Annotated in this window: 20 protein-coding genes and 1 pseudogene; 8 read left to right on the forward strand and 13 right to left on the reverse strand. The window is 68.8% G+C overall.

Translation table 11 applies throughout. The features are described 5' to 3' along the window. Positions 1-29 precede the first annotated feature (29 nt). A complete protein-coding gene (locus WMF39_RS10480; protein WP_437745395.1) occupies positions 30-1,046 on the reverse strand; it encodes an ABC transporter substrate-binding protein in 1,017 nt (338 codons plus the stop codon). A gap of 527 nt (positions 1,047-1,573) precedes the next feature. Between WMF39_RS10480 and WMF39_RS10485 the strand changes: the two genes are divergently transcribed. Then, positions 1,574-4,378 (forward strand): hypothetical protein, encoded by a 2,805-nt coding sequence (locus tag WMF39_RS10485; RefSeq protein ID WP_437745396.1) that lies wholly within the window; start codon positions 1,574-1,576, stop codon positions 4,376-4,378. Positions 4,379-4,476: 98 nt separating this feature from the next. Here the strand turns inward: WMF39_RS10485 and WMF39_RS10490 are convergent, their stop codons facing one another. The 6 genes from WMF39_RS10490 to WMF39_RS10515 all read right to left on the reverse strand — a co-directional run bounded on the left by WMF39_RS10490 (position 4,477) and on the right by WMF39_RS10515 (position 11,508). Continuing rightward, complete coding sequence (locus WMF39_RS10490; protein ID WP_437745397.1) at positions 4,477-5,043, reverse strand: hypothetical protein; 567 nt, start codon at positions 5,041-5,043, stop codon at positions 4,477-4,479. Between the two features lie 43 nt (positions 5,044-5,086). Beyond that, positions 5,087-6,244: a hypothetical protein gene (locus tag WMF39_RS10495; RefSeq protein WP_437745398.1), complete on the reverse strand. Its 1,158-nt coding sequence runs from the start codon at positions 6,242-6,244 to the stop codon at positions 5,087-5,089. Between the two features lie 285 nt (positions 6,245-6,529). Next, a complete protein-coding gene (locus tag WMF39_RS10500) occupies positions 6,530-7,087 on the reverse strand; it encodes a hypothetical protein (protein ID WP_437745399.1) in 558 nt (185 codons plus the stop codon). Positions 7,088-7,407: 320 nt separating this feature from the next. After that, a complete protein-coding gene (locus WMF39_RS10505) occupies positions 7,408-8,100 on the reverse strand; it encodes a hypothetical protein (RefSeq protein WP_437745400.1) in 693 nt (230 codons plus the stop codon). Positions 8,101-9,055: 955 nt separating this feature from the next. Then, positions 9,056-10,087 carry an AraC family transcriptional regulator gene (locus WMF39_RS10510; protein ID WP_437745401.1) on the reverse strand — a complete coding sequence of 344 codons (1,032 nt, stop codon included), beginning with the start codon at positions 10,085-10,087 and terminating at the stop codon, positions 9,056-9,058. A 119-nt stretch (positions 10,088-10,206) separates the two neighbouring features. After that, positions 10,207-11,508 (reverse strand): hypothetical protein, encoded by a 1,302-nt coding sequence (locus WMF39_RS10515; protein ID WP_437745402.1) that lies wholly within the window; start codon positions 11,506-11,508, stop codon positions 10,207-10,209. Between the two features lie 533 nt (positions 11,509-12,041). Between WMF39_RS10515 and WMF39_RS10520 the strand changes: the two genes are divergently transcribed. Further along, positions 12,042-14,372 (forward strand): 2OG-Fe(II) oxygenase, encoded by a 2,331-nt coding sequence (locus WMF39_RS10520; protein ID WP_437745403.1) that lies wholly within the window; start codon positions 12,042-12,044, stop codon positions 14,370-14,372. Between the two features lie 487 nt (positions 14,373-14,859). Next, positions 14,860-16,422: an RtcB family protein gene (locus WMF39_RS10525; protein WP_437745404.1), complete on the forward strand. Its 1,563-nt coding sequence runs from the start codon at positions 14,860-14,862 to the stop codon at positions 16,420-16,422. Positions 16,423-16,501: 79 nt separating this feature from the next. Here the strand turns inward: WMF39_RS10525 and WMF39_RS10530 are convergent, their stop codons facing one another. Then, positions 16,502-18,166, reverse strand: coding sequence for a glycoside hydrolase family 43 protein (locus tag WMF39_RS10530; protein ID WP_437745405.1), 1,665 nt, complete (start codon positions 18,164-18,166; stop codon positions 16,502-16,504). A gap of 564 nt (positions 18,167-18,730) precedes the next feature. Between WMF39_RS10530 and WMF39_RS10535 the strand changes: the two genes are divergently transcribed. Both WMF39_RS10535 and WMF39_RS10540 read left to right on the forward strand, forming a co-directional pair. Beyond that, complete coding sequence (locus WMF39_RS10535; RefSeq protein ID WP_437745406.1) at positions 18,731-19,150, forward strand: hypothetical protein; 420 nt, start codon at positions 18,731-18,733, stop codon at positions 19,148-19,150. A 594-nt stretch (positions 19,151-19,744) separates the two neighbouring features. After that, a complete protein-coding gene (locus tag WMF39_RS10540) occupies positions 19,745-20,122 on the forward strand; it encodes a hypothetical protein (protein ID WP_437745407.1) in 378 nt (125 codons plus the stop codon). 103 nt (positions 20,123-20,225) lie between these two features. Here the strand turns inward: WMF39_RS10540 and WMF39_RS10545 are convergent, their stop codons facing one another. After that, positions 20,226-20,885, reverse strand: coding sequence for a glutathione S-transferase family protein (locus WMF39_RS10545; protein WP_437745408.1), 660 nt, complete (start codon positions 20,883-20,885; stop codon positions 20,226-20,228). Between the two features lie 578 nt (positions 20,886-21,463). Here WMF39_RS10545 and WMF39_RS10550 point away from each other — a divergent pair. Beyond that, the gene (locus tag WMF39_RS10550; RefSeq protein ID WP_437748163.1) at positions 21,464-22,186 is read left to right on the forward strand and encodes a hypothetical protein; all 723 of its coding nucleotides are present in this window, start codon (positions 21,464-21,466) and stop codon (positions 22,184-22,186) included. A gap of 506 nt (positions 22,187-22,692) precedes the next feature. Here the strand turns inward: WMF39_RS10550 and WMF39_RS10555 are convergent. Both WMF39_RS10555 and WMF39_RS10560 read right to left on the reverse strand, forming a co-directional pair. Beyond that, positions 22,693-22,791: pseudogene (locus WMF39_RS10555) on the reverse strand (hypothetical protein); the annotation flags it as partial. A 198-nt stretch (positions 22,792-22,989) separates the two neighbouring features. Beyond that, entirely contained in the window at positions 22,990-24,216 is a 1,227-nt protein-coding gene (locus WMF39_RS10560) for an FG-GAP repeat domain-containing protein (protein WP_437745409.1), read from the reverse strand. 433 nt (positions 24,217-24,649) lie between these two features. On the opposite strand from WMF39_RS10560, the gene WMF39_RS10565 reads away from it, so the two are divergent. Both WMF39_RS10565 and WMF39_RS10570 read left to right on the forward strand, forming a co-directional pair. Further along, positions 24,650-25,006 carry an ArsR/SmtB family transcription factor gene (locus tag WMF39_RS10565; RefSeq protein WP_437745410.1) on the forward strand — a complete coding sequence of 119 codons (357 nt, stop codon included), beginning with the start codon at positions 24,650-24,652 and terminating at the stop codon, positions 25,004-25,006. After that, complete coding sequence (locus WMF39_RS10570) at positions 24,993-25,517, forward strand: SRPBCC family protein (protein ID WP_437745411.1); 525 nt, start codon at positions 24,993-24,995, stop codon at positions 25,515-25,517. The genes WMF39_RS10565 and WMF39_RS10570 overlap by 14 nt, the downstream gene beginning before the upstream one ends. Positions 25,518-25,686: 169 nt before the next feature. Here WMF39_RS10570 and WMF39_RS10575 read toward each other — a convergent pair whose 3' ends face one another. Beyond that, positions 25,687-26,214, reverse strand: a complete 528-nt coding sequence (locus WMF39_RS10575) for a transposase (protein WP_437745412.1) — start codon at positions 26,212-26,214, stop codon at positions 25,687-25,689. Between the two features lie 82 nt (positions 26,215-26,296). Then, positions 26,297-26,920, reverse strand: coding sequence for an RNA 2'-phosphotransferase (locus tag WMF39_RS10580; protein WP_437745413.1), 624 nt, complete (start codon positions 26,918-26,920; stop codon positions 26,297-26,299). Positions 26,921-26,963 lie beyond the last annotated feature (43 nt).

Raw genomic sequence — 26,963 nt, forward strand, 5'->3', positions numbered from 1 at the left:
CTCTCCAGGTGCTCCACGCGCCGCTGCGATCACTCGCGCTTCGTGACGGGAGGCAGGAAGGACGAATCGAAGATGTTGTTGATGTCCGGGCGGCGCCCCAGCTGCCCGTCCTGGACGAGAAAATCGACGTGCTTGTTGACGAGCGGGGCCAGCGACGTGGGGTCGTTGTTCGGCGCGAACCGCTGTCGGACCTCCTCCAGCGAGAAGAGCTCGTATCCGTCGATGCTGATGTCCGTGACCGGGATCTTCAGCGCCTTCGCGATGATCTCGTTGCTCTCCTGCGGGTGGGCCTTCCAGAACTCGACGGCCTGGAACCAGCCCCGGATGAAGGCGCGGACGTCGTCCGGCCGGTCGCGCAGCACCGTGCCTCGGAACATCATGAAATCGGCGAACAGCCCGGGCGTCTCCCTGCTGGAGAAGATCGGCCTGGCGCCGGACTTCGCCGCCTGCGTCACGTAGGGCTCCCAGGTGTGTCCGGCCTGGATCGTATTGTTCGCCAGGAACGGGGCGACGTCCGTCTCGCTCACGTTGACCAGCGTCACGTCGTCGATGGCGAGGCCGTTCCTCTCCAGCATCTCGCCGACCAGCATCTCGCCCAGGGCGCCGGTCTTGGCCGCGATCTTCTTCCCCTTGAGATCCGAGATCTTCTCGATCTCCGGCCGCGCCATGACGACGTCGGCGCCCGCCGTCTGGCCGAGGTAGAGGACGACCCGCGCGTCCGGCTCCCTCGCGAGGACGCGCACGACGACCTCCATGGTCCAGGGCAGGCCGTCGACCTTCCCTGCGGTGAAATCGGAGATCATGCCGTACAGGTCCGGGTTGAAGAGGAGCTCGACGTCCACGCCCTGCTGGTCGAAGAAGCCCTTCTCTTTGGCGATCGACATCGGGAAGTACCCAACCCAGTAGCCGTGGCTGACGCGGAGCGGCGGCCGCGCCTCCTTGCTCCGATCGCCGCGCGAGGGCTCCGGCTGGCACGCCGAGGCGAGCAGGGATAGCGCCGTCACCGCGAGCCAGCCGATCGTGCGACGCACAGCGGATGTCTTCATGGTCTCTCGGGGCTCCTTCTCGGGATCGTGGAGAGGGCGCGTCGAGCGGGCGGCGCTCGACGGGCGCGCGAGGCGCCGGCGGGAAGGGGCGCGCGGCGGGGGTCCGGGGGCTGTCCTCTCTCGCACGCAGCGCCGCGCGGGCAGCGCGCGATGCCGGCCGATCGAACGACCGGCGCCGTGCTCCCGGCGCCGAGACGACGGCCCGACTGCGAGGCCCCCCTGCATGTTGCGCAGCCTACCATGAACCGCCGCGGCGCCGCGATGCTCTGCGACCGGATCACGGCGATCCGGGGGGTCGTCTCGAGGTCGCCGGCGCCGTCTGCCCGACTGGACTGCCTCGCACCGTCGCGACACCTCGGTAGGTAGCTCGGCGCAGGTGTGCCGAAGGCATCGATTGCTGAAGCAAAACCATTGCGATATTGCAATGCGAGCCGGCCACGACTACCCTTTAACTCAACCTTCGCGCTTTATCGTCTGCTTGCCATTCGAAATCATGTGAAGAGAACCCCACTCACCGGAGGTGACTCATGGCCTCGTACTTTGTCGTGCGCGATGTCCTCTGCCGCCTCGTCGCGGCGTCGGCGCTGCTCGTGGGCCTCGCGGCCGGCCGATCCGCCGAGGCGGCGTCGTCTTTCACCCTCTTCGAGAGCGGCCATGTGCGTCCGCTCGCGCTCTCGCCCGACGGAAAGCTGCTATTCGCCGTGAACACACCCGACAACCACCTCGAGGTGTATCGGGTCAAGGATCAGGGTATCGAGCACCGCGCCTCCATCCCCGTCGGCCTCGAGCCGGTGGCCGTGGCGGCGCGGAGCGATACCGAGGTCTGGGTCGTCAACCACCTGTCGGACAGCGTGAGCGTCGTCGAGCTGACCCAGGGGGCGCGCTCGGGCCGGGTCGTGCGGACGCTGCTCGTGGGCGACGAGCCGCGCGATATCGTGTTCGCGGGTCCTGGAAGGCGCCGCGCGTTCATCACGACGGCGCACCGCGGACAGAACATCCCGTTCGATCCCCAGCTCACGACCCCCGGCGTGGGCCGGGCGGACGTATGGGTCTTCGACGCCGCCCACCTCGGCCCGACGCTCGCCGGCGCGCCCCTCACGATCGTCACGCTGTTCAGCGACACCCCGAGGGCTTTGGCGGTGACGCCGGACGGCAGCAAGGTGTATGCGGCGGCCTTCCACTCCGGGAACCGCACAACCGCGCTCCACGAGGGCCTGATCCCGAACGGCGGAGAGGCGGCGGGGGGCGTGCCCGGGCCGGCCACCAACGCGGAGGGGATCCCGCACCCGGAGACGGGGCTCATCGTCAAGTTCAATGGTGCCCACTGGGTCGACGAGCTGAACCGCGTCTGGGACAGCTCCGTCCGGCTCTCGCTGCCCGACAAGGACGTGTTCGTCATCGACGCGAACGCGAGCCCGCCGAGGCAGCTGCCCGGCGCCGCCGGGTTCTACACCGGCGTCGGCACCATCCTCTACAACATGGTGGTCAACCCGGTCAGCGGGAAGGTGTACGTGTCGAACACCGAGGCGGGGAACGAGAAGCGCTTCGAGGGGCCCGGGATCTTCGCCGGCCAGACGACACGGGGCCACCTGCACGAGAGCAGGATCACCGTCCTCGGCCCGGCGGGCAGCGTCACGCCGAGGCACCTCAACAAACACATCGATTACGACGCGTGCTGCGCCCCGGTCCCGAACGCCGAGAACCAGAAGAGCCTCGCCCTCCCGCAGCAGATGGCCGTCACGAGCGACGGCAAGACGCTGTACGTGGCGACGATCGGGTCGTCCAAGATCGGGGTGTTCAGCACCGCCGCCCTGGAGAACAACACCTTCACGCCGAGCACCTCCACGCAGATCCCGGTGCCGGGCGGCGGGCCGACGGGGCTCCTGCTCGACGAGGCGCGGCGGCGCCTGTACACGATCACGCGCTTCGACAACGCGATCTCGATCCTGAGCACGACGACCAAGGCCGAGATCGCGCACGTGCCGATGTACAACCCGGAGCCGCCGAGCGTGGTCGCCGGGCGCCGGTTCCTCTACGACGCGTCGTTCGAGTCGAGCCACGGCGACTCGTCGTGCGCGAGCTGCCATGTCTACGGCGATTTCGACAGCCTGGCCTGGGATCTCGGCAATCCGGACGGGGTGGTCGTCGACATCCCGGGGCCGTTCGAGTCACACCCGCTGGACTTCGGGATACCCGACACCCACCACCCGATGAAGGGGCCGATGACGACGCAGAGCCTCCGCGGGATGGCGAACCACGGGCCCATGCACTGGCGCGGCGATCGCACCGGGGGCGACGACGAGCCGAGCGCGCACCCGGACAGCGGGACGTTCGACGAGGTGACGGCGTTCATGGAGTTCCAGGCCGCGTTCACGGATCTCCTGGGGAGGAGCGAGTTCATCCCCGAGGCCGACATGCAGGCGTTCGCCGATTTCATCCTGCAGGTCACCTATCCGCCCAACCCGATCCGGGCGCTGGACAACTCGCTCACCCCGGCGCAGCAGGCCGGGCGCGGCTTCTTCTTCAACAACGTGTCCGACTTCAGCGAGGAGGGCACCTGCGTCTCGTGCCATGTGCTCGACCGCCACGCGAACGAGGAGTTCGGCGTCGATGCGCCTGGCTTCTTCGGCGGCGATGGCCGGTACACGTTCGACCTGGAGACCGAGGCCTTCAAATCGCCGCACTTCCGCAATCTGTACCAGAAGGTCGGCATGTTCGGGATGGCGAACAACGATCTCTTCCCGGGCAGCGACGCGTTCCTGGGCGACCAGGTCCGCGGCTTCGGCTTCAACAACGAAGGGGGCGTCCCGACGCTCTTCCGCTTCGTGAGCTCGGCGACCCTCGACATGGGGTTCAACCAGTCGCCGCTCACCCCGGGCGGGTTCCCGCCGGGGCCGGAGGGGGACGTGATGCGGCGCGAGGTGGAGCAGTTCCTGCTCGCGTTCGACAGCAACCTGGCGCCGATCGTCGGGCAGCAGGTGACGCTGACCCGCCACAACGCGGCCGCGGTCGGGCCGAGGATCGATCTGCTCCGCGCGCGGGCTGATGCAGGGGAGTGCGATCTCGTGGTCAAGGGATCGCACGACCATGAGGCGGCGGGGTTCCTCTACGTCGGCGCGGGCCTGTTCGTCGGCGACCGGCTCTGCGACGCGCCGATCCGCGACGCGGCGCTGCGGCACCGGGCCTCGCGCAATCGGGGCGAGCTCACGTACACGTGCGCGCCGCCGGGCTCGGGGGAGCGGATCGGGCTGGATCGCGACGGCGATGGATTCCGCGACGGCGACGAGGAAGACGAGGGCAGCGACCCGGCAGACCCGTCGAGCACGCCCTGAGGGTCGCGCCGCGCCCCTCGCTCGCGCGACTGCCCACATGACGGAAGCGCTGCTCGTCGCTCGGCGTGGCCTGGCGACGAGCGGCGCGAGGGGCGGCGCTACCCCGCCGGCCGGAGCCGGAATGCGCCGCAGTCGGGGTATTCGATGCGTCCGGCGAAGAGCGAGCCGTCGAACGCGAGGTCGCCCTTCATGCCCACGGTGACGTAGTTGGGCGGGCGCTCGAGCCAGGCGCCGGGCGAGAACGATGCGGTCCGCGTCTCGGCGTCGTAGCGGCCGCTCATGAGGTATTTGCCGGCGGCGCCGGACTCGGCATGATGAAAGCCGAACACGGCCTTGATCCTGTCGCCCTTGACCTCCAGGATCCGGAACGTCATCTCGGTCGTGCCCTGCGGGCAGTCGTAATCGCCGATCCAGGTCCGCGTCCGCTCGAACGGGTTGTCGCCGGGGAATTCTTCTGGCACCCAGCCGTCGGCCGCCGCTATCGCCGCGGCCGGGGGCGGATCCTGGAGGACGATGTAGACCGTCTCGGCGGCGGGCGGCGGCTCCGGCGCGCGCGGCTCGGCCAGCGTGGGCGCGGGGCCGCACGCGGCCAGCAGGAGGGCCGCGCATGCGGCGCGGCGCAGGGCCGAGCGCCGTCGGGGGGCGGGGGCGTTCGCGGTACCCATGCGCGGGAGGGTACCATGGAGAGGGCCGAGCGCGGAGCGTGCTTCAGCGGCGGCAGCCGATGCGCTCGGTCGCGACGACGACATCGTCGTAGAGGATGGTGTGTGTGTCGGAGACGGTCATGCCGAGCTCTTCCATCTCCGCCCGCCGGCGCGCGTCGGAGTCGCGCTCGTAGTAGGCGTCGAGCATGAAGCTCTTGAAGCGCACGTCATCGCTCGATCGGAAGTCGAAGCCACCGAACGGCTCGGGCGGCGTGCACGCGCTGAAGTCGCACCCTCCCGTGTGGAACTGGGCGCGGAGCCAGGTGCCGTCGGGGTAGCCGGGGCGGTAGTCGCCGATCGCCACGCCGTCGATCCAGAACGCGAGCGCGCCGTCGCTCTGGCCGACCGTGTTGGCGCGTGCGTGCATCTCGACGCAGAACCATCGGTCGCGCGGGAACGGCGCTTGACCCGGCGGCTGGAAGACATTCCCGTAGTAGTACGTCGTGCCTTGATCGCCGGCGCAGCCAGGGGTGGCGGTCCCGTCGTTGCAGCGCCCGGAGCGCATCTTGTACCAGTAGGCGTAGAAGTTGAAGACGTCGTCGGTGGTCGTGTCGAAGTCGAACCAGAAGCCGTCGTCTCCGGGCGGCACCGTGTTCGCGAGGCCGCTGCTGTCCCAGCTCTCGGTGCCCGCCGCCATGCGCACCCAGTGGTGCGGGTTCGGGGCGAGCTCGGGGAAGCGCACATGGAAGCGCCAGTAGAGCGCGTCGACGCGCTCGTGGGTGACCCACGTGGACGACGAGATGTACGTCTCCTCCGCCAGATCGGCGGTCGTCACGGTCGAGCGGAGGTAGCCCTGCCCGGCGTGGGCGGTCGCCGCGTCGGCCTCGATGTGCAGATAGCGCGTGTCGGCGGTGGGCCCGTCCCAGCGCCCCCAGCCTTGCTCGAAGTCGTCGTGGAAGAGCACGGCCGGGTCACCGGCGAGCCCTACGTCGTCCGGGTAGCGTTCGCTCAGCGTGCCGGGCGGCGGCACCGGCGCGTCGCCGCCGCCCCCGCCGCCATTGCTCGTTCCGCCGCCCCCGCCGCCATCGTTCGGTCCGCCGCCGTGCGGGCCCGCCGAGGATGTGTCCGGCTGTGCGCCGCCGTCACCGCCGGAGCTCGACGTGGAGTCGCAGGCGGCGAGGATCAGCGCGAACACCAGAGGAAATTGCAGATGGTTCTTCATCCTCCCACGCTATCCGCTGCTCCGCCGCCTGCGCGAGCGCCCGAGGAAAAAACGCGGAAGACCCGGTGGCGGGCGGTGTAGGTTCTCTGTCCGGCGAGCCGAGGTCGGGACCAGGGGAAAGAGGACCTGATCCATGCGTCGGCGCTCGCGAAGCTGACACCCAAGGCGAGACGAGGGCTGATCGCGGCGCTCGCGGAGCTCCGCAGCGATCGGGAGCCGTGCGCGTGGTATTCGAACCGCGAGGGCCATCCGTGTACCGGCAGCAGCGGCCGAGAGGTTGTGCCTCTAACGAGACGCGCGACGTGGAACAGCAGACCCACAAGCCGCGCCAGCGGCCACTGGAAGCGCGAGAAACGCGTACCACACGAAGGGTACGACGTCCTCCGAAAGCAATCGCGAAAGCTCGCGCAGAAGCGGCGGCGGGTGCTCGAGCGCGACGGCCAACAGGGGGGCCATGGTCGTGGCCCCGAGGATCGCGCCCAGCAGCGTCAAGGCGGGGCGCCTGCTGCCACCGGCGAGGGAGTCGCCGAAAAGCCAGACGAGGACGGCTACCGTCGTTGGTACCAGCAAGACCGGCAGGAAGGCGAGCGCCAAGCCGGCGGCTTCGTGCCGGAAATCAAGGAGCTCGATCGCGATGAGAGTCTCCGCAACGGCCGCTGGCCCGCCAAGTAGACCAGCCAGGACGAAAGCGCCGACACGGGCGGTGGAGCCGGCGGCACGCTTCGGAAGCACCGAGTACGCGCCAATCGCGAGGGCAATGTTGATGGCGGCGACGATCCCTGCCGGTACTCGATACGAGTTCGCGAGTTCGAAGAGAAACCGCAGAGGCTCGAGAGCTTTCATCGATCGCCCGTTGCTAGTCGACCCAACGACCTGTAGGTCTGTCGCGGCCCGAAGCGCCGCCGGTCGCCGCGGCCTGTCGGGCTACCCCGAGCTCACCGATGGGCGACGTGGTCATAGCTTTTGAGCGCCTTGCGTTGAAACCCGGAGAATTTTCACAGGGAGGCGGGGAGGCGGGGAGGAAGAAAAAAATGAATCTCTCGCTCTTCCCGTCTCTCGCTCCCCGCCTCCCCGCTTCCCTGTGAAATTCCTGCTTTCTCTCGTGGTTTCAACCCGTTTGTCGCTCTGTCACGGCGCTGCATCCTGCGCGCAACGGAGCAGAGTCATGTCCTCGATTGCCGCCGGGCACGTTGAACCGCGTCGAGATATGCTCTCTGCGCGCTCGTCAGCGGCCTTCGCTCGGCCAGCGCGTACCAAATCGCGTTCTCGATCCAGAAGCGATACATGAAGGTTTCGAAGTCTGGAGCGCACAACACAAGCTGTTCGAACACGACGACGTCGTCGAGCGAGCCTTCAGAGTCGTCATCGAGCCATTCGGGAATTCCGGCGACAACAGCAGGCACATCGCCCGGCGGGAGGTACAGGTACCAAAGTACACACGCCTGCTGGTCGTTCATGAACCGAAGCAGGCGGCCCGGCTGGTTGCTCGGGGGTTCAAGGAGGCGCGCGGACAGTTCGAGATAACACGCTGTGCACGTCGGAACTCGACGGTGAATCTCCGGCGTCGTCAGGAACGCGGCGAAGGCATCAGGAATCCTGAACCCTGCCTGCTGTGCCTCCCTGTGCAGTTGGCTAACATCCAGCCGCTTGTCGTTGCTCTCCTCGTGAACGTCCAGAACCGTGTCGCGTTCAGGCGGGGCGGGAAGCCAGCGAAACGAGCCATCCCAATGGCTCCGTCCGAGCTCAGGAAGCTGATCGTAAGGGATCAACGTGTAGGTATTCCCGCACCCCCAGAAGCTTTCGTGCGAGCCCGCGGTATACCAGCCCAACGGGAAGGGAGAATCCAAAATGTTCATGGCGCTCCTATGCCCCATCTCGAGTCGGCACACTGCTCCGCCCAACGGCTGGCGCTCATCGGCGGCGCGAAGCGCCGTTCGGTGCAGCGTCGGGTTGGGCAAGGGGCGCGAGTGGACGCGCTATTGTCGTCGAAGAGCTCAAACCGCTCGAGCTCAGATCGTCCAATGTTCGGCGCGAATTGTCGTCCATGGAAGCTCCTTCAGAGTGAACTTTGCAGGGCACGCGTTGCGGTAGCGAGTGTCCGGCAAACGAGTAATCCACTGATCAACCGAAGCCGGAACCAGGTCCGTCTATTCGAGCGCCGCTGGTGACCTCTTGCACGGAGGATCTCACCAGCGGCGCTGCGCCGCAAGTCCGAGTGCGGTCCAGCGCCGTAGGGTAGATCCATCCAACGCAGGCGTCAGTCGCAGCCTTTCCGCGGAGCTGGGGGGCGCCTGTTGGGGGGCGCGGTGAACCGACCGCCCGGGAGCGGGCGGCGGGCGGCGTCCGCGAGATGACGACGTGCCGGGGGTGCCACCCGCGCGACGATCGGCGGACCAAGGGCTCTGTGGCGATCACGTCATGCCGCGACTCTACCCGGGATGGTGACCCGGCCCGGGTTGGACGATCCCGCCGATGTCGAGGTGGCCCACGGTCGTTCGCGAGCCTGAACACGTGGTCCGGGCCGCCCGTCACCCCGGCGGCGCGCATCGCCACACAGCCTTGTGCAGCTCGTCACGGTCGCCGGGAGTCTCGCCCCACTCTCGCGTCACCGCCGTGTGTCGCTCGCGCAGGCGGCCAGGCCTTTCAGGAGATCATCGGCTGGCGGCGAGATCCAGAGGCGCCACAACACGGCAGGACGCGAGCGCGCGCGACAGCGGCGGGTGGGCACGTGAAGCGGCGGCTCACCCCTGTCGCATCGTAACTCCGTAACTCGCGAGGCAGCCGCGGACGCCATCCCTGCCTCGCCCCCGCTCACGTCCCTTGATGGCCCGCAGCCCCCCTCGCGCCCCGGAGCTCGCGCGGAGGGCAGCCGAACCAGCGCCGGAACGCGTGGCTGAACGCGGTCGTGTCCGAGAAGCCGAGCCGGAGCGCCGTCTCGGTCACGCTGCTCCTCGCCAGCAGGTCGGCCGCGCGGTCGCGGCGCACCTCCTCGACCAGCTTCCGGAAGCTCGTCCGCTCGGCCTCCAGGCGCCGGCGCAGCGTCCGCTCCGTCGTGCCGAGGGAGCGAGCCACGTCGTCGAGCGTCGGTATCCCGCCCTCGGCGCTCGAGAGCGCGCGGGCGAGCTGGTGCCGCACGCCGTCCGCGCTCGACGGCGGCGCGAGCTGCTCGCAGAGGGCGCTCACGCTCCGGCACAGGTACTCCCATAACCTCTGGTTCGCGCCTGCAGGCACCATGTCGAGGACCTCGCGGCGGAACACCATCCCGTCCCAGGGCGCGTCGAACCGCACGGGGCAGCGGAAGAACTCCACGTGCGCAGTCCGGCGCGGCGGCGCCGCGTGGCGGAAGCTCACCTCCAGCGGCGTGAGGTCGTCGCCCGCCATCTGCCGCAGACAGCCGAGGTTCTGCGCCAGCGCTGTCTCGTTGGAGAGGCGGTGCCCGAGCGTGAGCGGCCGCAGGCGATGCCACCGCACCTCGACGCGCTTCCCGCTCTCGATCGCCTCCCATCGGCCCGAGTCGGTCAGGAGCGCGCTGTACCGCGCCGCGGTGTCGAACGCATGGCGGATGGAGGGCGCGCTCATGATGGCGAAGCCGAGAACATGCAGGTCCTCCACCGTCGCCCGCTGCGCGACGCGGATCGGCAGCGACGGGTCGTCCAGCGTCTGACCCAGATAGGTCCACAGATCGAGCAGCCGGTCGATCTCGATGCGCCGGTCGGGATCGGCGGCGAGCGACGGCAGGCGCGCGGCGCGCTCCATCGCGCCCAGCCCGATGCCGTCGCGGAGCCCGAGGTCGACGACCAGCCTGGCCACGGACGTCATCACGGTGGGCAGCGGGCGGTGCATGCGCCCGGGATCATGCAGGATCCGCACCGGCGGTCGCTCGCCGGTGTTCGCAGCGGCGCGAGAGCGCGGCGGGGCGAGCGCGCTCTGACGCGCCGATCAGGGCGCAGGCACCGCGGGCGTCAGGGGCTGGTGAAGCCGAGGAGCCCGTGGCCGACGAGGAGGGTCGTGACGTTCGGGGGCAGGGAGGCGGCGTTCGCGGGGCCCGCCCATCCTTCGCGCATCAGCGCCGTCCGGATGCGCGAGATCGGGGAGACCTGGTGGGCCTCCTGGAGCAGCTTCATCGCCTCGGCCGGGATGGTCAGCGTGCCATCACCTCCCAGCGCGACGCATTGAATCTCGACCTGCTTGCGCGCGGGCGGGGGCATCGCGAAGGGCGACGCGCCCTCGACGTCGCCGTCCGTGCTGGTGAGGCGCACGACCGTGGCCTGCGCCGGCCCGCAGCTGCCCCCCGGGCCGCCGCAGCCGAGCGTCAATGGGCTGCCGTCGAGCGGCACCGCGACGAGGGCGGCCGCCGACGCCGTGTCGGGCGTGAACGCCTCGCCGGCCACGATCGGCGCGCTGTCGGGGAAGTCGAAGGCCATCTCGCCGCCGGGCGAGATGCCCACGACGACCTCGTCGCCGCCCTCGATCGGGTCGACTGGGTTGTTCGGAACGGGCCCCGCCCCGGCGAGCACGGTGTACTCGGCCGCGAAGGCTTCCTCCGCCGCGCCCTGGTTGACCACGATCGCCGTCGTGCTCGACTCCACGGCGACGATGGGGAACGCGCCCTGGTTCTTCGCGTTCGCCGCGCCGGTGACGCGCAGGTAACGGCCGACATCCGCTGCGGAGAAGGTCGCGCCCTCGATCGTGTAGGCCGCGGTCCCCGTCTGCCCTGGAGCGACGCTCGCCTGTCCTGCCCCCGTCGACGTCGGGCACGCATAACCCGAGCCAGCAAAGCGGCACGCGAGGGGCCCGCCTTCGAGGCCGGCAATCGTGATCACCCCCTGATCCGTCAGCGCAGGCGGCGGATTGTCCTGCGTGTCGTAGACCCACGCCCTGCACCCCTCGATCTCCCCGGGCATCTGCTCGTAAGCGGGAGGCCTGGAGGGGGTGAACAGGACTTGCACCGTGAGGCCGTGGCCCGCCTGCGGAGCGCCTTGAATCGATACATCCTGGATCGAGATGATCCCGTTGTGCGTCGCGACCGGGCAGCGGACCGAGCCGCCCTCGCCGGAGCTCGACGAGCCGCCTTCACCGGAGCTCGACGAGCCGCCTTCACCGGAGCTCGATGAGCCGCCTTCACCGGAGCTCCACGAGCCGCCCTCGCCGGAGGCCGACGAGCCGCCGTGCCCTGCGCTCGTCGAGCTGCCGCCGGCGCCATCATCATCCGACATGGGGCAGCCCCCTGCGACCGCGAGGGTGGTGGCGAGCGCGAGGGCCATTGAGCCCCTCCTTGAATTTCGCGAGAGTTCCATTCGACCGATCATGGCTTTGAGCCTCCACGCGTCCGGCGAGGCGCGACGCGCGCCTCCGCGGCTGGACATGAGGCAGATGTAGCGATCGGCCCGATGGGCTGCTTGGTCGCGCCGGCCAGGGAGTTGGTCCAATCGGCCAATGAATCGGCTCGCGACGCGCTCCGGCTCTCGACGGTGACCTCGCGAGAGGCCCCGCCGCTGCGCCCTCTCTCGACGTCCTCGAGGGGGCCAGCGCGTCCGGAACGCGGACAGGACGAGGACGCCCGCGGAGCGATACGCGATGACGAGCGCCGTCTCGTTGCTTCGAACGCATTGTCTTCGGGTACTGCAAATTCTCATGCCGGCGAAAGAAAGATCGCTTTTTGATGTCATTCAGCGAATCCGCGCGGCCCGCTCGCTCCGTTTTTCTGGTGCAGAGCCCCATTGCGCTGGTGAACGGCCCATTTGGATATCCGAAGCGTCTGGGGCCGTGGTATGCGTCCTTGGCAGGAGACGCCCACTTGCAAGCTGGTCTGTTGAAGGAGATCGCCACGGCGCTCGCCGCCGTCGAGCCGGAAGGCACGTTCGCAACGGAGCTCGGGTGCAGCGGCGAGGATCTGCACATCGAGGTCGAGGGGGTCGGCCCCATCCGCTTCCCGATTTCCGCCGCCACCGCGCGAAAGCTGTGCTCCGTCGCCCGTCCGGCCCCGTTCGGCCGGCGCGACAAGACCTTGCTCGATACGAGCGTGCGCGACAGCTGGGAGATCGGCCGGCGCCAGCTCAAGATCGACACGCAGCGGTGGCGGCGCACCCTCGCTCCGAAGCTGGCGCTCGTCCGTCAGCGCCTCGGGCTGCCCGAGGGCGGTGAGCTCCACGCCGAGCTCGACAAGATGCTCGTGTACGGGCCCGGCCAGTTCTTCGCGCCGCACCAGGACTCGGAGCGCGCCGACGACATGGTGGGGACCCTCGTGGTGGAGCTGCCGTCCAGGCACGAGGGCGGATCCATCGTCGTCGAGCACGACGGGAAGAAGAAGGTCTTTCGCAGGGCCGCGCGGGGTCCGAAAGATCTATCGCTGCTCGCCTTCTATGCGGATTGTCGCCACGAGGTGAGGCCGGTCGACGCAGGCTACCGGATCTCCCTCACGTACCACCTCCTCTACCGCGGGGCAGCGGAGGCTCGCGCGCCGCTCTGCCGCGCCGCGATCGAGCCCATCGAGGCGGGCATCAAAGCCTACCTTTCGACGCCGATCTCGCTGCCGTACGCGCAGTCTCCCCCACGGCGGCCGGACCGCTTGATCTACCTCCTGGACCACGAGTACACGCGGAAGAGCCTCGGATGGGGCCAGCTCAAGAATGCGGATCGGCTGCGCGCCTCGGCGCTGCAAGAGGTCGCCGAGCGCCTCGATTGCGAGGTGTACCTCGCCCTCGCCGACGTGCACGAGAGCTGGTCGTGCGAGGGCGCCTGGGATGACTACGGTGATCGCTGGCGCGGCGATCGCGGTCACGACGACGATCCCGAGGGGGCCCGCGACGCGGACGAGCACGACCTCATCGATCTCCTCGATACAGATGTCGTGCTTCGCCACTGGGTCGGCCCGGATGGGCGGAGCGCGCCGGGCATCGCGACCATGCGGGCGGGCGACGATGTCTGCTTCACGAGGGCCTCGACCGAGATGGCGCCGTTCAAGTCCGAGCACGAGGGGTACATGGGCAACTACGGGAACACCGTGGACCGATGGTATCATCGGGCCGCCGTCGTGATGTGGCCGCGGGATCTGGCCTTCGAGGTGCGCGCGAAGCTCGCGCCGTCATGGGCCGTTGACGAGCTCGCCTCCCACGTCGAGGCGGGCAGGGCGGACGAGGCCCGCGACAAGGCGAAGAGGCTCCTGTCCTCCTGGCATCCGGCTGCGTCGGACGAGCTGAGCGAGGCGTTTTTCAAGCGGCTGATCGAGGTATCGGCGGCGCTCGGCGACGCCGATCTGGCCCTCGGGCTCGTCTCGCCCTCGGGCCCGCATCGGTTGAGTCCCGGCGTGGTGCCCGCCTTCGTGGCCCTCGTCGAACGCTACGGCTTCTCGTGGTCGAAACAGGTCTTCTCCGCGTGGGCCGAGCGCGCGCGCTACAATACCCCGCCCTGGCTCTCGTTCCTCCCCCGCCTCGGCGAGGCGCTCCGGGCCGGCGGAGAGCACGGCGAGGCGCTCGCCGCGTGGGTCCTCGCGCGCGAGGTGGCCTCGCTCGTAAAAGGCTGCAAGGGCGCGCTCCTGTTGCCGGAAGCCGTCAGGGAGGCCAGCACCGATCGACTCCTCGACGATCTGCTCTCGTTGCTGGAGACCGCCGCCGCGATCCGGGCGCCCTCCATCCGCGACGACCTCATCGCCTCCCTCACGGCGCCCGAGTCGGCGCTGCCGCTCATGACCGCCGGCGCGCTGTTGAAGAGGTGCCGGGAAGGGCGCAAGCCCACCGCGGTGCAGGCCCTCGGGCTGCAGGCGCTGGTCCGCCGCGTCGAGGCCTTGCTCGAACGAGCCGTCGCGGCGAACGCGCGCAGCGCGGACGACTGGTCGATCGAGCCCCCGCCCGGGTGCTCCTGTGCGCTGTGCAAGGTGCTCGCGGCGTTTCTGGTCGATCGAGCCCAGGTCCAGCTCGCGTGGCCTCTTGCCAAGGAACGGAGGCGGCACATCCACGGTGTGATCGATGCTCACGGCCTGCCCGTCACCCACACAACGCTTCGCCGCGGAAGCCCCCAGACGCTCGTCTTGACGAAAGAGAAGGCTCTCTTCGAGCGCGAAGCCGCGCTGCGGGCGCAACAGAGGGCGCTGCTTACCTGGCTCAAGAAGGAGCGCGGCGCGTTCGGTTGACCGATCGATCTGGCAAGGACGCCGGGACACTGGCTAGCACACCTGCCGCGGATTTCTCTCCGAGACGCCAGGGCTTGAGCTGCTCCGGTGACGACGGTTTCGATTGGGCCGATAACAACGAGGGTAGCGGGGTAGCCATCGAACGAGAATGCGCGCTATGGCGAGGCGGATCGTCGTGGGCGAATCGCCGAAGTGCCGCTCAGGCCGCGACGTCGATCGCGTGGGCTGAAGTCTGCCGTCCTTGCGAGGGGGGAGAGACCGGCGACCAGCGTCACGAGCGCATCCGTTCCTGGGCGTTGCGCGTCCCGCTGGCAGGTCGGATCAGCCGAGCCGCTTGACGACCGGCGTTCCTGGTTTATAGTGAGCCCCGCTGCTGCGGTGTGCGATCCCCTCGTTCGCGCGCCGGGTCCAAATCGGGGGAGAGTGAGCCGCGGCCCCGTCGCGTGATCGCGTCGGCCGCGTGCGTCTTCGTGGATTGGACAGCAGCATGGTTGGCAAATTGCATCTCGATGCGGTGGTGCGTCGCCTGGATGGCGCGACGGCCCGCATCGACAATCCGTTCGGTATTCCGATCACCCTCGTGGCCAGGGAGGATGTCGTCGTCGAGGCCGACGGCATCGAGGAGCTCCTCCGGTTCGCCTCGCTTGAAGGCACGCTCCGCGATCTTCAGACCTGGGAGAAGGCCGGCAGGATTGCCCCGTTCTGGGGCGGCACAGCCGGCGAGATCCGCTCCATCGTGCTCACGCCCGACTTTCACAAGGGCGCGGGCATCCCCGTGGGCACCGTCGTGGATGCCCGCGGGTTCGTGGTGCCGCAGGCCGTCGGCAACGACGTCTGTTGCGGCATGCGCCTGCTCGCGACGGACGTGGACCGGGACGAGCTCGCGCCGCACATCGGCGCCCTGAAGCAGCGGCTCCGCGCGATCTTCTTCCAGGGCCAGCGCGATATCCCCATGTCGCCGCGCCAGCGCGCGGCGATGCTCCGTGATGGCCTGTCCGGGCTGCACGAGACGGCGGCGGACAACGCCCGCACCGGCCTGTGGGTCCACTACGATCCTCGCGCCCAGCGCGCGGATCTCGATCGTGTGCACTTCCACGGCGGGCTCCCCGCGCGTGGGACGTTCGCGTTCGACGCGTACATCCAGGCGTCGGGCCGGGCGGACGGGCGTGACATCCAGATCGGCACGGTCGGCGGCGGCAACCATTTCGTCGAGATACAGGCCGTCGACGAGCTGGTCGACGGCGCGACGGCGCGCTCGTTCGGGCTCTCGAAGAACGCCGTCACGATCATGGCCCACGCGGGCTCCGTCGGGCTCGGACACGCGGTCGGCGGCTATTTCAACGAGCGGGCCCGCGCGCTGTACCCCGCGGGGATGCCCCATCCGGCGCACGGCTTCTATGTGCTACCGGCGGTGGGCCCCCACGCCCACGAGGCCTCCGTCTACCTCGACGCGATGCGGAACGCCGCGAACTTCGCGTTCGCGAACCGCCTCTTCCTGGGCCTCATGGTGGTGCGCGCGATGCGGGAGGTCCTTGGCCGTCACGTCGCGAGCACGCTCGTGTACGACGCGCCGCACAACCTCATCTGGGAGCCCGACGGGGCCGAGCCGCGCTACCTGCACCGCAAGGGCGCGACGCCCGCCGGGGGACCCGATGGCGAGGGCGGAGCGTTCTCGTACACCGGTGACCCGGTGATCATCCCCGGCTCGATGGGCGACTCGAGCTGGGTGCTCGCGGGCGCAGGGCACGCGGCGCTGCTCTCGAGCGCGTGCCACGGCGCGGGCCGCTGCCTCACGCGCGGCCGCTCCGCGCATGCGGACGAGGACGTCTACCGGCGCGCGGTCGAGAAGCTGCACGTCGTGACGCCGCTCGACCCCGACGCGCCCCACGTGCGGCGGCGGCGCGACATCCTCGCGAAGTACCACCAGCGGATGAAGGAGGAGGCGCCGTATGCCTACAAGCCCATCACGCCGGTGGTGCGCTCCGTCGAGGAGGCAGGGATCGCGCGGCGCGTGGCGCGACTCTGGCCGCTCGTCACGGTCAAGGGATAGGGAACGCGATCGGAACGATGGTTCCGATCGCGAGCGGGTGCCCGAGCTGCGCGGGCTCCTGGTTCCACCTGCCGAGCGACTACCGGCGCCGACGCCCAAGAACGAGCGCAGAAGCGGCCAGCCAGAGAGCGGCGGCGAGTCCGCCGCCCCCGGTGCTCGCGCCCGTCCGGCAAGCGCACGAGCCGTCTGCGTCGTCGCCGGCCGCGTCGTTCCCACCGGAGGGTCCGGCGCTGCCGCTGCTGCCCGAGCCGGCGGAGCCGGTCGTTCCGCCGGTGGCTCCGGTGACCGAGCCGCCGCTGCCCGAGGTCGTGCCCCCGGCGTCGGCGCTGCCGCCGGTGCCCGAGGGCGCGCCCCCGGCGCCGTCGCTGCCACCGCTGCCGCCCGCTCCCTGGTCCGAGCCGCCGGCACCGCCTCCGCCGCCGTCGCCCCCGTCACCCGGCATGGTGGGTCCGGTGAACCGCCACCAGTTGAACTTGAAGAGGTCGCCGCCGCCACCGACGAACTTGAGGAACAGGTCGTGTTTCCCGCTGCCCCCGCTGACCGCACAGGTCTTGGTGGTCCAGGACGACGCGCCCGAGACGTCACACGTCCCGAGCAGCGTGCCGTTCTGACTGTCGAGGCGGAGCTCGATCTTTGCGTCGCTGGCTGTGGACGATACCCGCGCCTCGAAGGAGGTCACGCCGTCCAGGAATTCGACGTCCTTCACCTTGATGTAGTCGCCGTTGCTGATGGACGTGACGTTCATGCCGGCGCCGGTGTCGGTGCACACCTCGGTCTTGAGCCCGGACGAGAAGGCGATGGTCTCGGCCTCGACTTGCTTGAACGGATTCAGCGTGTCGACGGCGGACGGTCCGTTCGTGGACATCATGATCCTCGGAATGCTGCCGTCGGCGCCGTAGGTGAACTCCTCCACGCAGACCGAGCGCTTGAAGTCACTGCCGCCCGGCAATGCGCTGTTGTGATAGAAGAAGTACGAGTGCCCCTTGTAGTCGACGATGCCGGCGTGGTTGGTGAAGGTTCGGCCAGCGCCCATGATGTCGCCGCGGACGGTCCAGGGCCCGGTCGGGCTGTTGCTGGTCGCGTAGCTGATCTTCTCGGTCCCGGCGATGGCGGCGTAGACGAGGTAGTACAGCGACCCTCGCTTGTAGATCCACGGCCCCTCGGTGAAGCCACTCAACGGCACCTCGGTGATGCTTCCCGAGGTGCTGATCATGTCCGAGTTCAGCTTCACGTGCCGGAGCTTGGCATTCCCCCAGTACATGTGGGCCTGTCCATCGTCGTCGACGAACACCGTCGGGTCGATGTTGCCGCCTCCGGGCGCCACGGCCAGCTCCTTTCCCAGCGGGTCCATGAACGGGCCTGCAACATTGTCCGATACGCCAACGCCGATCCTCGCGCCGGTGTTGTTGTTCAGCGGCACGTACAGATAGTACTTGCCGTTCCTGGCGATACCCTGCGGCGCCCACGCATTGTCGGTCCCCCAGCGGAAGGTCTTGTAGCCCGCGGGCGAGCCGTGGTCCGTCCAGTTGACCATGTCCGTGGTGGAGTACAACCTCCAGTCGTTCATGGTGTAGAAGTTGCTCACCGTGACGTCCTCGTCGTGGGACGTGTAGAGGTACAACGTGCCTTCGTGCACCATGGGAGCGGGGTCGGCCGTGTAGAAGGTCTGCACGATCGGGTTGTCCGCCCGAGCGGGGGACGGAATCGCGGCGACGAGGCCCAGCGCCATCGCCGACAGGGTCATTCTTCTTGCTCGGTAGAACGTTGTGTTTAAGCGCACGTTGAATCCTCTCGCGAGCGAAATTGCCGGCGCTCCGCACCCCTGGTGCTGACTCGACGGAGGCGCCATCCGATGAGCGGGCAGCCCGCGCAAAGGCACGCAGGACGACCCCCCCAGGGCAAAGCACAAGTAGACGCTTTCGAAATGTGAACGATCACATTTCTCGTGTCAAACCCAATCGACCGGCCCGAGCGGGATCCTCGATCCAGAAGGGAGGACAGCGCTGGCGGGCTCTTCCGGCGCGCCGCGTCGTGGGGGGGGCGGGCGCCGGACCGCGGTGATCGCCGGCCCGATGCGCTCGATGCCGGCCTGCACACGGACGGCTGGCGCTCGATGCCGCAGGCGGCCGGCACCCTGGGTATCGCCTCTTGTGCGCGGCCACTCGAGCGCGCGCTCGAGTGGCCGCGCTCTGGCCAAGACCTCGCCCCGTCATCGGTCGATTTGGATTGACGTCGCGAATGTGAACGATCACATTTCGAGCTGCGATGGGGGGTTGAGCTTGCCTTTCACCGGACCAGGAGACGCCAGATGTCGATAAGCATGAAGCTGATGGGGGCCATGATCATGAGCGTCAGCATGGGCTTTGCCGGCGGCTTTGCGAGCGCAGCATGGGCCGCGGGCGGGACGGCGGACGTCCCCGCATCGGTCGCCGAGGGGAAGGATTTCGGCTGCGGCGCAAAGGGACAGAAGGCCTGTCCGATGCAGGGCTGGATGAAGTCGGTGATGCAGTCGGCGACCACGAGCGGCGACGGCGCGAAGATCGCGTCGGCGCTGGACTATGTGGCGTCGAAGCCGCCGCCCGGGATGCCGAAGTGGGTCGCGATATCGAAGGACGGCGCGGAGAAGGCCAAGAAGGGCGATATCGACGGCGCCAAGGCGAGCTGCAAGGCCTGCCATGATCTGTACAAGGCGGAGTACAAGGCGAAGCACCGTGACGCCGCCTTCTGAGGCGCCGCGCCCTGCTCTCGCCTCTGCCATGTGACAGTAAAACTGGCTCTCCCGCGATCTTGCGTGCGGCACGAGGCGGGCACGCTCGTGCTGACCCCCGAAGCTCGCGGTCCTTCAAACAACGCGCATGCCGCGGGGCCCGAGCTCGCGACCGCAGCCCGGGACCGGCAGAGCGCCCGCGATGCGCAACCGTGCGCGAAAGTGAGCGAGGCTTCGCTCAACGACGCGCGCAAGTGAGCGAGGTTTCGCTCAACATGCCCACGCGCACCTCCGAGGGCTGTCGTGTCGTTCCCGCGAGGCACCGAAACACCATGCGAAGGCCGGATCGCCCTCTCTCGTGCAGATCGCGCTGCTCGCGGCGTGCGCGCAGCGCCTTGACCCGGACGGCGGCGCAGGGTAACCGGCCGATCAACGCCATCGTGACCAGCCCGTCGGGGCCGGTTACCAGTCCCCATCGCGACGAAGGAGGCAGCGCCACAGGCAGGCGTCCGGCGGCCCCGGCCCACCGGGAATGGCCCGAAGATGCGGGGGGGTGATGCGCGGGCACCGGCCTTGCTCTGAGGGAACAGCGAACCTTCACAAGGAGCTGCTCAGATGAAGAACACCATTCGCGCCGCGCTCGCCATCCTGTCTCTTGCCTCCGGCCTCCTGGCCGGCTGCGTCGTAGCCCCCGACGAAACGACCACTCCGGATGAGACGACCGCCGTGACAGAGGCGCTCGTGAACAACGGAGGCGGCGCTGGTTCGCTCGGCTGGTGGTGCAGCGACGACGGAACCTGCACGTGCGAGGGTGGAACGCTGTCGTCAGACTGCTGGGGGCTCTCTCAGTACTGCGTCGACAGGTTCGAGTGTCGCATCAATCCGCCGTACCTGTGCTATTGCCACTGGAAGCTCGTGCGGCAACACCCTGGCGTCAAGGCGACGACCGGGACAGTCGGGAACGGGACAGTCGGGACGGCGATCAGTCCGTGAGTGCCCGCGCGGCGGCAGGGCTCGGATCGTGGGAGGGCGTGACGACGGATCGCAGCCCCTCGGAAAGCGTGGGCTTAACCCGGGCCCAATGGTCAACACAGCCTCAGGCTGCGACTGGAGCGTTTCGAGCGTAGTCCGCCATTTGGTCGCGCAAGGCCTTTTGGAAGGCTGGCCGCGCCTCACAGCGCTTGACGTAGGCGTCGAGCACGGGAAACTCGGTCACCAGGTCTGTGTGGCGAAGGAACCTCAGCACGGTCGTCATCAGGATGTCCGCCGCGGTGAAGCGATCGACCAGGTAGTCGCGCCCGTCGAGCCAAGCGGAGAGCGCGCCCAGCCGAGCTTTCACCTCGTCCAGAGCCGCGGGACGTCGCAGCTTCGCCCACTGTTCCTCGCTGTGCTGCAGGTCCATCGCGAAGAGGTTCTGGATCGGCGGCTCAACCGTGTTGAGCGCGGCGAACATCCAGGCGACCGTGCTGGCGCGGTCGTGCCGATCGGGGGGCATCAGAGCCTCGGAGTCCGCAGCGATGTGATGCACGACGGCGCCCGATTCAAACAGCCCCCGACCATCCGCCTCGAAGGCCGGCACCATTCCGAAGGGGTGCTTCTGACGGTATGCGTGCGAGCTCCGCTCCCCGCCATCGATCAGCCTGACCTCGTAGGGAAGCCCGGCCTCCTCCAGCGCCCAGCGCACGCGCAGGTCGCGAACGAGCCCCTGCGCGAACGGCGGGGCCCAGGGCAATCCCGTGACGGTGATCTTGTCCATTTGAATTCTTTGCCTCTGTGGAGTTGTGTTCCTTGGAGATGGCGCCGATCCTCGGACGACCTTCGGCCACCCTTCGCTCATGCTCTCGAGCGAAGAATCATTCTTCGTCGTGCAGGGACCGGCATGCACCAGGCGAATCCGGGCGCCATCGTGGACTTTTGTGAGCGTCCACGTGACGACGGTCTCTCGAACAAATCGCGGAGCGACGCGCGCCCGCTCGGCTCACGAAGACGTACTCTTTGGGATCCTCACCCAGGGGAGCTCGTGCCGCTCCGCGGAGAGCGGGTCGCATGCTCACGCGCCGTCCGCCGGCAACGAAAGGTGTAACGCAGGGGCAGCGCCCCTGGGAGCAACAAATCTGTCGCGAATCCGGTGAGCGGGGGCCGCGGCCCAGCGGTTGCGGGTCCGGAGGCACGGATAGGCCGGGCGGTATGCGCCTTCGCTGCGGCCGGGCGAGCGGGGAGCTGCTGCGCCGCCGCCGTGCTCGACCGCTTGCCGTCGATCTGCTTCGGGTACACTGCCGGCGCACCAGCGCCTCCATTTACTTCTTCTTACTTCTTCACAGAAAGCTCGCCCCCATGAAGCACGCGTTCCTCGCGGCGCTCTCGCTAGCCCTCAGCGCGTGCGCCGGACCGCTGGCGAAAGGGCCGTCGGTCGATCTCCGCCTGCGGTACGTCGTCCTCTACCAGAACGGCCTCGGTTACTTCGAGCGCACCGGCGTCATGTCGGGCGAGCGGCTCACGCTCCGGTTCCGGGGGCGCGAGGTCGACGACGTGCTGAAGAGCATGGTGGTCGTCGAGCAAAACCTTGGGCCGAACGAGACCCCCTCCACCGTGAGCGCGCTCTTGCCGCGCTCCGAACAGGCGAGCGGGCCCGAGGATCCCACCGCGATCGAGCTCGTCTTCTCGCCGGCCGCGAGGAGGCCCGTGTCGATCGCGTATGCGGTGCCGACCGCCGCCTGGAAGGCGACCTACCGCGTGATCCTGCCGATCGCGAACCCGGTGACGCTCCCGAAGAAGTCGTCGGCGCTGATCACGCTCATCAACCGCCCGGTCGCGGGCGAGGACGTCCTCCTGTTCCGCCCCGATCCCGCGGCGCCCGCGAGCGCGACCCACCCCTTCCGCGCAGCGCAGATCGAGAACCGGAGCGCGCTCGGCCTCCAGCCCGGATCCGTGTCGATCTTCTCCGGCGGGACCTTCGTGGGCGAGGGTGTGCTCACGCGCCTTTTGCCCGGGCGCGGCTGTCGCAGCGCGAGATCCCGCTCGTCCAGGCCGACAGCGAGCGGCTCTCGATGTACCTGAAGGGCTCGAGCCTCCCGGCCGAGCTCCGCGCGAGGCTGGACCGCGCGCTCGCGCTCCGGCGCGCGCTCGACGCGGCGAACGACGAGCTCGACCCGCTGCGGCGGAGGCGCGCCGAGCTGATCGACCGCGCGGCCGAGCTGCGCGAGAGCGTGAGGACCATCGAGCGCACGCCCCAGGCCGGCAAGCTCCGCCAAACCTTGCTCGACCGGCTCGCCGAGGCGGCCCGACAGTCGGAGGAGATCGGCGCGAAGATCACCCAGCGCGTCGAGGACGTGGCCATGGCGCGCGCCGAGTTCGACGACACGCATCGTGATCGTGCCGGTGTGACCGGGTGTGAGGCCCCAGTTCGTCGCCGCGCTCGCCAAATAGCGACCGTCGGGCGAGAGGGCGATCTCGCCGTCGTGGATGTCGATGTCGCCTGTGCCGCCGCTGCTCCGCTCGAGGAACTCCTCGATCGGATCGCCGGTCTCGACATCCCAGAAGCGAATGCTGCCCTGCTCGTCGGCGGTGGCGAGGCGTCGATTGTCGGGGAAGAAGGCGAGCGTCCGCCGCCCGGAGGGCGCAACTGGACTCCCATCGGTCCCGTGACTCTCAACCCCCCACATGCGCGAGGCTCACGCACTCACGAGGATGTGACCAAATCAGCGGCCAGCAATCTTGACACCCACCGCGAGGCGTTGCTCACGCACCTGGCGATCGACCAGCACGTCAGCGCCTCGACCCGGAACCAAGCCCTCGCCTCCGTCGCTTCGAAAGTTTCGCGCCGGTGGGAGGCCGTCTTGGATCGGCGCGAGGATTCTGCCCTAGCGTTGTAGGAAGACGAAAGCGCCCTTCTTGTTCGAGATGACGATGTCCGGCCGGCCGTCTCCGTCGCCGTCCGCGACCGTGAGCTGGGTGCCTACCCCCGAATCGTCGTCGACGAGAACGGGCTGGAAGTCGATGCGTTCCGCCGCTCGCGCCTGCTCGAACCAGTAGAGCCGTGCCGGCGCGTCGAAGTCCGGCATGCCGGCAGGCACATGACCCCAGAAGCGCTCGCCGCTCACGAGGTCCTGGAGCCGGTCACCGTCGATGTCGGCGTGAGCGAGCGCGTGCGGCTCGTGCATGAACACGCTCGACGCAGCATCGGGTGTGGTCCCCGGAACGACGACGTGCTCCACGAACGCGGCGCCGGCCGCGTTCGGAACCTGCTCGAACCAGGAGAGCCCGTAGCCGTGAGCGGCGAGCGTGGTCGCTATGTCCGCATCCCCGTCGCCGTCCACGTCGACCACCGGCATCTGCGCTCCCCCGGCACCGAACGGCTGCTCGACGCGCGTGAACGGCAAGCCGTCGGGCGACTCTGGGCTCCGCGTGAAGTAGCCGCTCGCCTCGACCAAGTCGCTTGCGCCGTCCCCGTTGACGTCGCCTGCACCGAGGCCGTGCGTGAACGCGCCGTACCCCCGATTCTCGGTGAGCGCCCGGAAGACCCACGGCTCGGTCGGGTCCACGCCGGGCGACGACGTTCCGAGCACGCCTCCCGACATGTGCACGAGCTCGGGCACGCCGTCGCCGGTGATGTCGGAAAACAGGGGCGACTCATTGTCGATCGGCCACGGCAGTGTGTCGTGACGAGCCCAGAGCGCGTCGCCGTCGCGTGGGTTCTGGTACCAAGCCGCGGGCACACCCGGAAAGCCGACGACGAGGACGTCGGTGAAACCGTCGTGGTCGAAGTCGTAGGGGAACTCGAAAAAGCAATCCGAGTAGCCGTGCGGATCGAAGGCTTCCCTCGGCCAGACGGGATGGCTCGTGCCATACCCCGGACCCTCGTACCAATCCGGGCCCGCGATGACATCCGTCACCCCGTCGTGATTGAAGTCCGCAAAGCTCGCCCCCTCGCAGTAGAACTCGCGGTGCAGCGTGATCTTCACGAAGCGTGCGTCGAGGGCGGCCTCACGGGGGAGCGGTGGGGGCGCGGTGACGGTGCCCGCGGGCGGCGCGTCGGTGCCCGCGTCGACGGGCGCGCGCGAGGATTCGGCCGCGCAGGCGATGACCAAGGCGAGCGGTGTGCAGCACAATCCCCCCATTCCCGAAGCCATCTCCGAGCGCTTAGCACGTCGTGGTAGAATCGGTCACCATGCGCCGGCCATCGCGCACGGTCCCGCTCGTCATCGGGAGCTATGCCCTGGCGAGCAGGAGTATCGCTCGCGCAAAGCCATTTCGGCCTGTCAAGAATTTTCCACCAACGACCAGCCGTTGACATCACGTACAGAGGGTGCCGCGGATGAGCGGGCGCTGTTCGAGGAGCGCGGTGGGGTCGAGGTAGACGGCGGGGCGCGTTGGCCCAGCGAGGCGGGGTGGCAGCGCCGAGTCGAACTCCGTTGTCACTGCAAATGGTCGCAAATTTCTGAATCAAAGTCGGCTCGCGACGGAGCACGCGCTCGATCTCCTCTTGCACGAGGCCGACTCGCGCGTTAGATACTGAACCACATGGTTCAGTATTCGAGTGTCCGCCTCGATGCTTCCTTCGCCGCGCTTTCCGACGCGACCCGGCGCGGCGTTCTGGAGCAGCTCGGACGAGCCGACGCTTCGATCACGGACCTCGCCGAGAAATTTCACATGACCCTCACGGGCATGAAGAAGCACGTCGGCGTCCTCGAGCGGGCCGGGCTCGTCACCACCGAGAAGGTCGGCCGCGTGCGTACCTGCAAGCTCGGCCCGCGCCGGCTCGACGAAGAGACGGCGTGGATCGAGAGGTACCGCCAGCTCTGGGCCGCACGCTTCGACGAGCTGGACAAGGTCATCGAGGAGCTGAAACGAAAGGAGAACGTCGATGGACGCAAGTAAAGAGAGCGAGCCCAAATTGACGAGTAATCGCACGACGGTGGAACCGAAGTCCGATCGCGAGATCGTCGTCACACGGACCTTCGATGCCCCGGCGCGCATCGTGTTCCAGGCGTGGACCACGCCGGAGCTGTTCAGGCGGTGGTGGATACCGAAGTCGATGCCCGTGCCTCTACTTTCCTACGAAGCGGATATTCGCGCCGGCGGCAGCTACCGCCTGGTCTTTGGTCACGATGCCGCGCAGCCGATGGCGTTCTTCGGCACGTACCTCGAAGTGACCCCGCATTCGCGCATCGTGTGGACGAACGACGAAGCGGGCGACGATGGCGCCGTCACGACCGTGACCCTCGAGGAAAAAGGCGGCAAGACGCTGCAGGTGCTGCACGAGCTCTATCGATCGAAGCAAGCGCGCGACGCCGCCCTGGCCTCGGGCGCGTACAGCGGGATGGGCGAGACGTTCGAGCAGCTCGATGAGCTTCTCGTCACGCTTGGTACGACGGCGCGATCGTCCTGAAGCCATCGCGCGGGAGGGGCGCCGGGGAGCGCGACGAGCGCGGTCCTCCTTCTCGGCGCTGCGCATTCACGCGGGCGGCGCGAGGCGCACGAGGGCCGCCTCCTCGGCACGCGCGCGAAGAGCCCGGAATTCCTGCGGATCTTGAGAACACGCCGGTGCACCACCAGCCTCAGCAGGTTTTCATGCTTTGCGTTCGCAGGATGTCGATCGCAAAGGTGCGCGCGAGCAACGCGGCCCATTCGAGGCGTGCGTCGTTCGCCGCCCGGGGGGCTCGAGGCGGCGAATGCGTGCGCGGCGCGCGGGGCCGCGGCAGCGTGTCGTCGTCTTCGCGTGGAAGGCAGGGAGCTCGAGGAAACAGCGACCGTTGCGGCGGACGACGGCAGGCCGTCGTGCTCGCTGGGGTGAGGGTACGCGACGGCACGACGAGCGGGCGCCAGGCGTGATTGGGCGCGAACACGCCGTGAAAGCGCACCAGCGGCTGCCAGGGCGGAGGCACCAACGCACAAAGACGCGCCAGGCACTCGACGGGTGTCATGACCCGATGCGTTTGGCCGCGCCGGTTCGGCGCCTTGAGCCGGTAGGCGATGCGCCCGTCCGCCAGTTCCGAGAAGCGCTCGAGCGCGAAGGGTGGCCGAGCGCCGTAGCGAAAGAGTCGTTCCCGCCCCTCGCGGTCGCGGGCGGCAAGGCGTACGCCCATCGGACGGGCCGCTTATTTTCCGGCGGCCGGTCGTCATCGAGCGGTGTTCCTGGCGGGATTTCTGACCCGCGGGACAAGGCCATCACGCCGCCCCGCGCGTCCCGTCGCCGAAGAGCATCGCCCGGAGCGCCTCGGCCTCCCGTTGCGCCCGCGCCACGATGGGCATCAGCCCCACGAGGCACTCGACCGGCACCTCCCGCACCAGGATCACCCCGTTCTGGCTGCGGAACACGCGCACGCCGCGCGCCCGGAGCCTCGCCGGGCTGATCTCGAGCATCACGTCGACCTTCGCGCGCTTGCCCACGGCGCTGCCCAGCGCGTCGGTGCAGTGGACGTGCGTGCGCGCCACCGGCCGGATCCCGTCGCGCGCGATGCCCCTCACCGCGTCCACGCTGGTGCCGTGCCAGATCGACGCGTCGCCGTGGACCTCCTCCCACGACGCCTCGAGGCCCGCGAGCGTCACCGGCATCCCGTCGCGCGAGTGCCCTTGCGAGGCGCGCACCCGGTCGCCGCGGATCTCGAGGCGGTTCTTCGTGTTCTTCTCCACCACCTCGTCGAGCACCGGCCGGGAGATCCGGAGCGCCTTGAGGACGTCGTCCACGGCCACCCAGCCGGCGTCGTCCATGGCGACGCCCTGCGAGGGCGCCGCGTGGCGGAGCAGCCAGGAGAGCTTCTTGCTCGTATCGGTCAAGCGATCGCGGCCCATCGTCAAGCTCCATTCCCGTCTCGTGAACCGGAGCCGCAGCCCG

Source organism: Sorangium sp. So ce1504, assembly GCF_051521635.1.
Lineage (GTDB): Bacteria > Myxococcota_A > Polyangia > Polyangiales > Polyangiaceae > Sorangium > Sorangium cellulosum_B.

What these genes read in the sequence shown, in the direction of transcription:
- WMF39_RS10485 (WP_437745396.1), top strand. Translation starts at nt 1,574, where the DNA reads ATGGCCTCGTACTTTGTCGTGCGCGATGTCCTCTGCCGCCTCGTCGCG.
- WMF39_RS10525 (WP_437745404.1), top strand. Translation starts at nt 14,860, where the DNA reads ATGGTTGGCAAATTGCATCTCGATGCGGTGGTGCGTCGCCTGGATGGC.
- WMF39_RS10545 (WP_437745408.1), bottom strand. Translation starts at nt 20,885, where the DNA reads ATGGACAAGATCACCGTCACGGGATTGCCCTGGGCCCCGCCGTTCGCG.
- WMF39_RS10535 (WP_437745406.1), top strand. Translation starts at nt 18,731, where the DNA reads ATGTCGATAAGCATGAAGCTGATGGGGGCCATGATCATGAGCGTCAGC.
- WMF39_RS10550 (WP_437748163.1), top strand. Translation starts at nt 21,464, where the DNA reads ATGAAGCACGCGTTCCTCGCGGCGCTCTCGCTAGCCCTCAGCGCGTGC.
- WMF39_RS10580 (WP_437745413.1), bottom strand. Translation starts at nt 26,920, where the DNA reads ATGGGCCGCGATCGCTTGACCGATACGAGCAAGAAGCTCTCCTGGCTG.
- WMF39_RS10500 (WP_437745399.1), bottom strand. Translation starts at nt 7,087, where the DNA reads ATGAAAGCTCTCGAGCCTCTGCGGTTTCTCTTCGAACTCGCGAACTCG.
- WMF39_RS10530 (WP_437745405.1), bottom strand. Translation starts at nt 18,166, where the DNA reads ATGACCCTGTCGGCGATGGCGCTGGGCCTCGTCGCCGCGATTCCGTCC.
- WMF39_RS10515 (WP_437745402.1), bottom strand. Translation starts at nt 11,508, where the DNA reads ATGGCCCTCGCGCTCGCCACCACCCTCGCGGTCGCAGGGGGCTGCCCC.
- WMF39_RS10570 (WP_437745411.1), top strand. Translation starts at nt 24,993, where the DNA reads ATGGACGCAAGTAAAGAGAGCGAGCCCAAATTGACGAGTAATCGCACG.
- WMF39_RS10565 (WP_437745410.1), top strand. Translation starts at nt 24,650, where the DNA reads ATGGTTCAGTATTCGAGTGTCCGCCTCGATGCTTCCTTCGCCGCGCTT.
- WMF39_RS10540 (WP_437745407.1), top strand. Translation starts at nt 19,745, where the DNA reads ATGAAGAACACCATTCGCGCCGCGCTCGCCATCCTGTCTCTTGCCTCC.
- WMF39_RS10505 (WP_437745400.1), bottom strand. Translation starts at nt 8,100, where the DNA reads ATGAACATTTTGGATTCTCCCTTCCCGTTGGGCTGGTATACCGCGGGC.
- WMF39_RS10495 (WP_437745398.1), bottom strand. Translation starts at nt 6,244, where the DNA reads ATGAAGAACCATCTGCAATTTCCTCTGGTGTTCGCGCTGATCCTCGCC.
- WMF39_RS10490 (WP_437745397.1), bottom strand. Translation starts at nt 5,043, where the DNA reads ATGGGTACCGCGAACGCCCCCGCCCCCCGACGGCGCTCGGCCCTGCGC.
- WMF39_RS10575 (WP_437745412.1), bottom strand. Translation starts at nt 26,214, where the DNA reads ATGGGCGTACGCCTTGCCGCCCGCGACCGCGAGGGGCGGGAACGACTC.
- WMF39_RS10510 (WP_437745401.1), bottom strand. Translation starts at nt 10,087, where the DNA reads ATGCACCGCCCGCTGCCCACCGTGATGACGTCCGTGGCCAGGCTGGTC.
- WMF39_RS10480 (WP_437745395.1), bottom strand. Translation starts at nt 1,046, where the DNA reads ATGAAGACATCCGCTGTGCGTCGCACGATCGGCTGGCTCGCGGTGACG.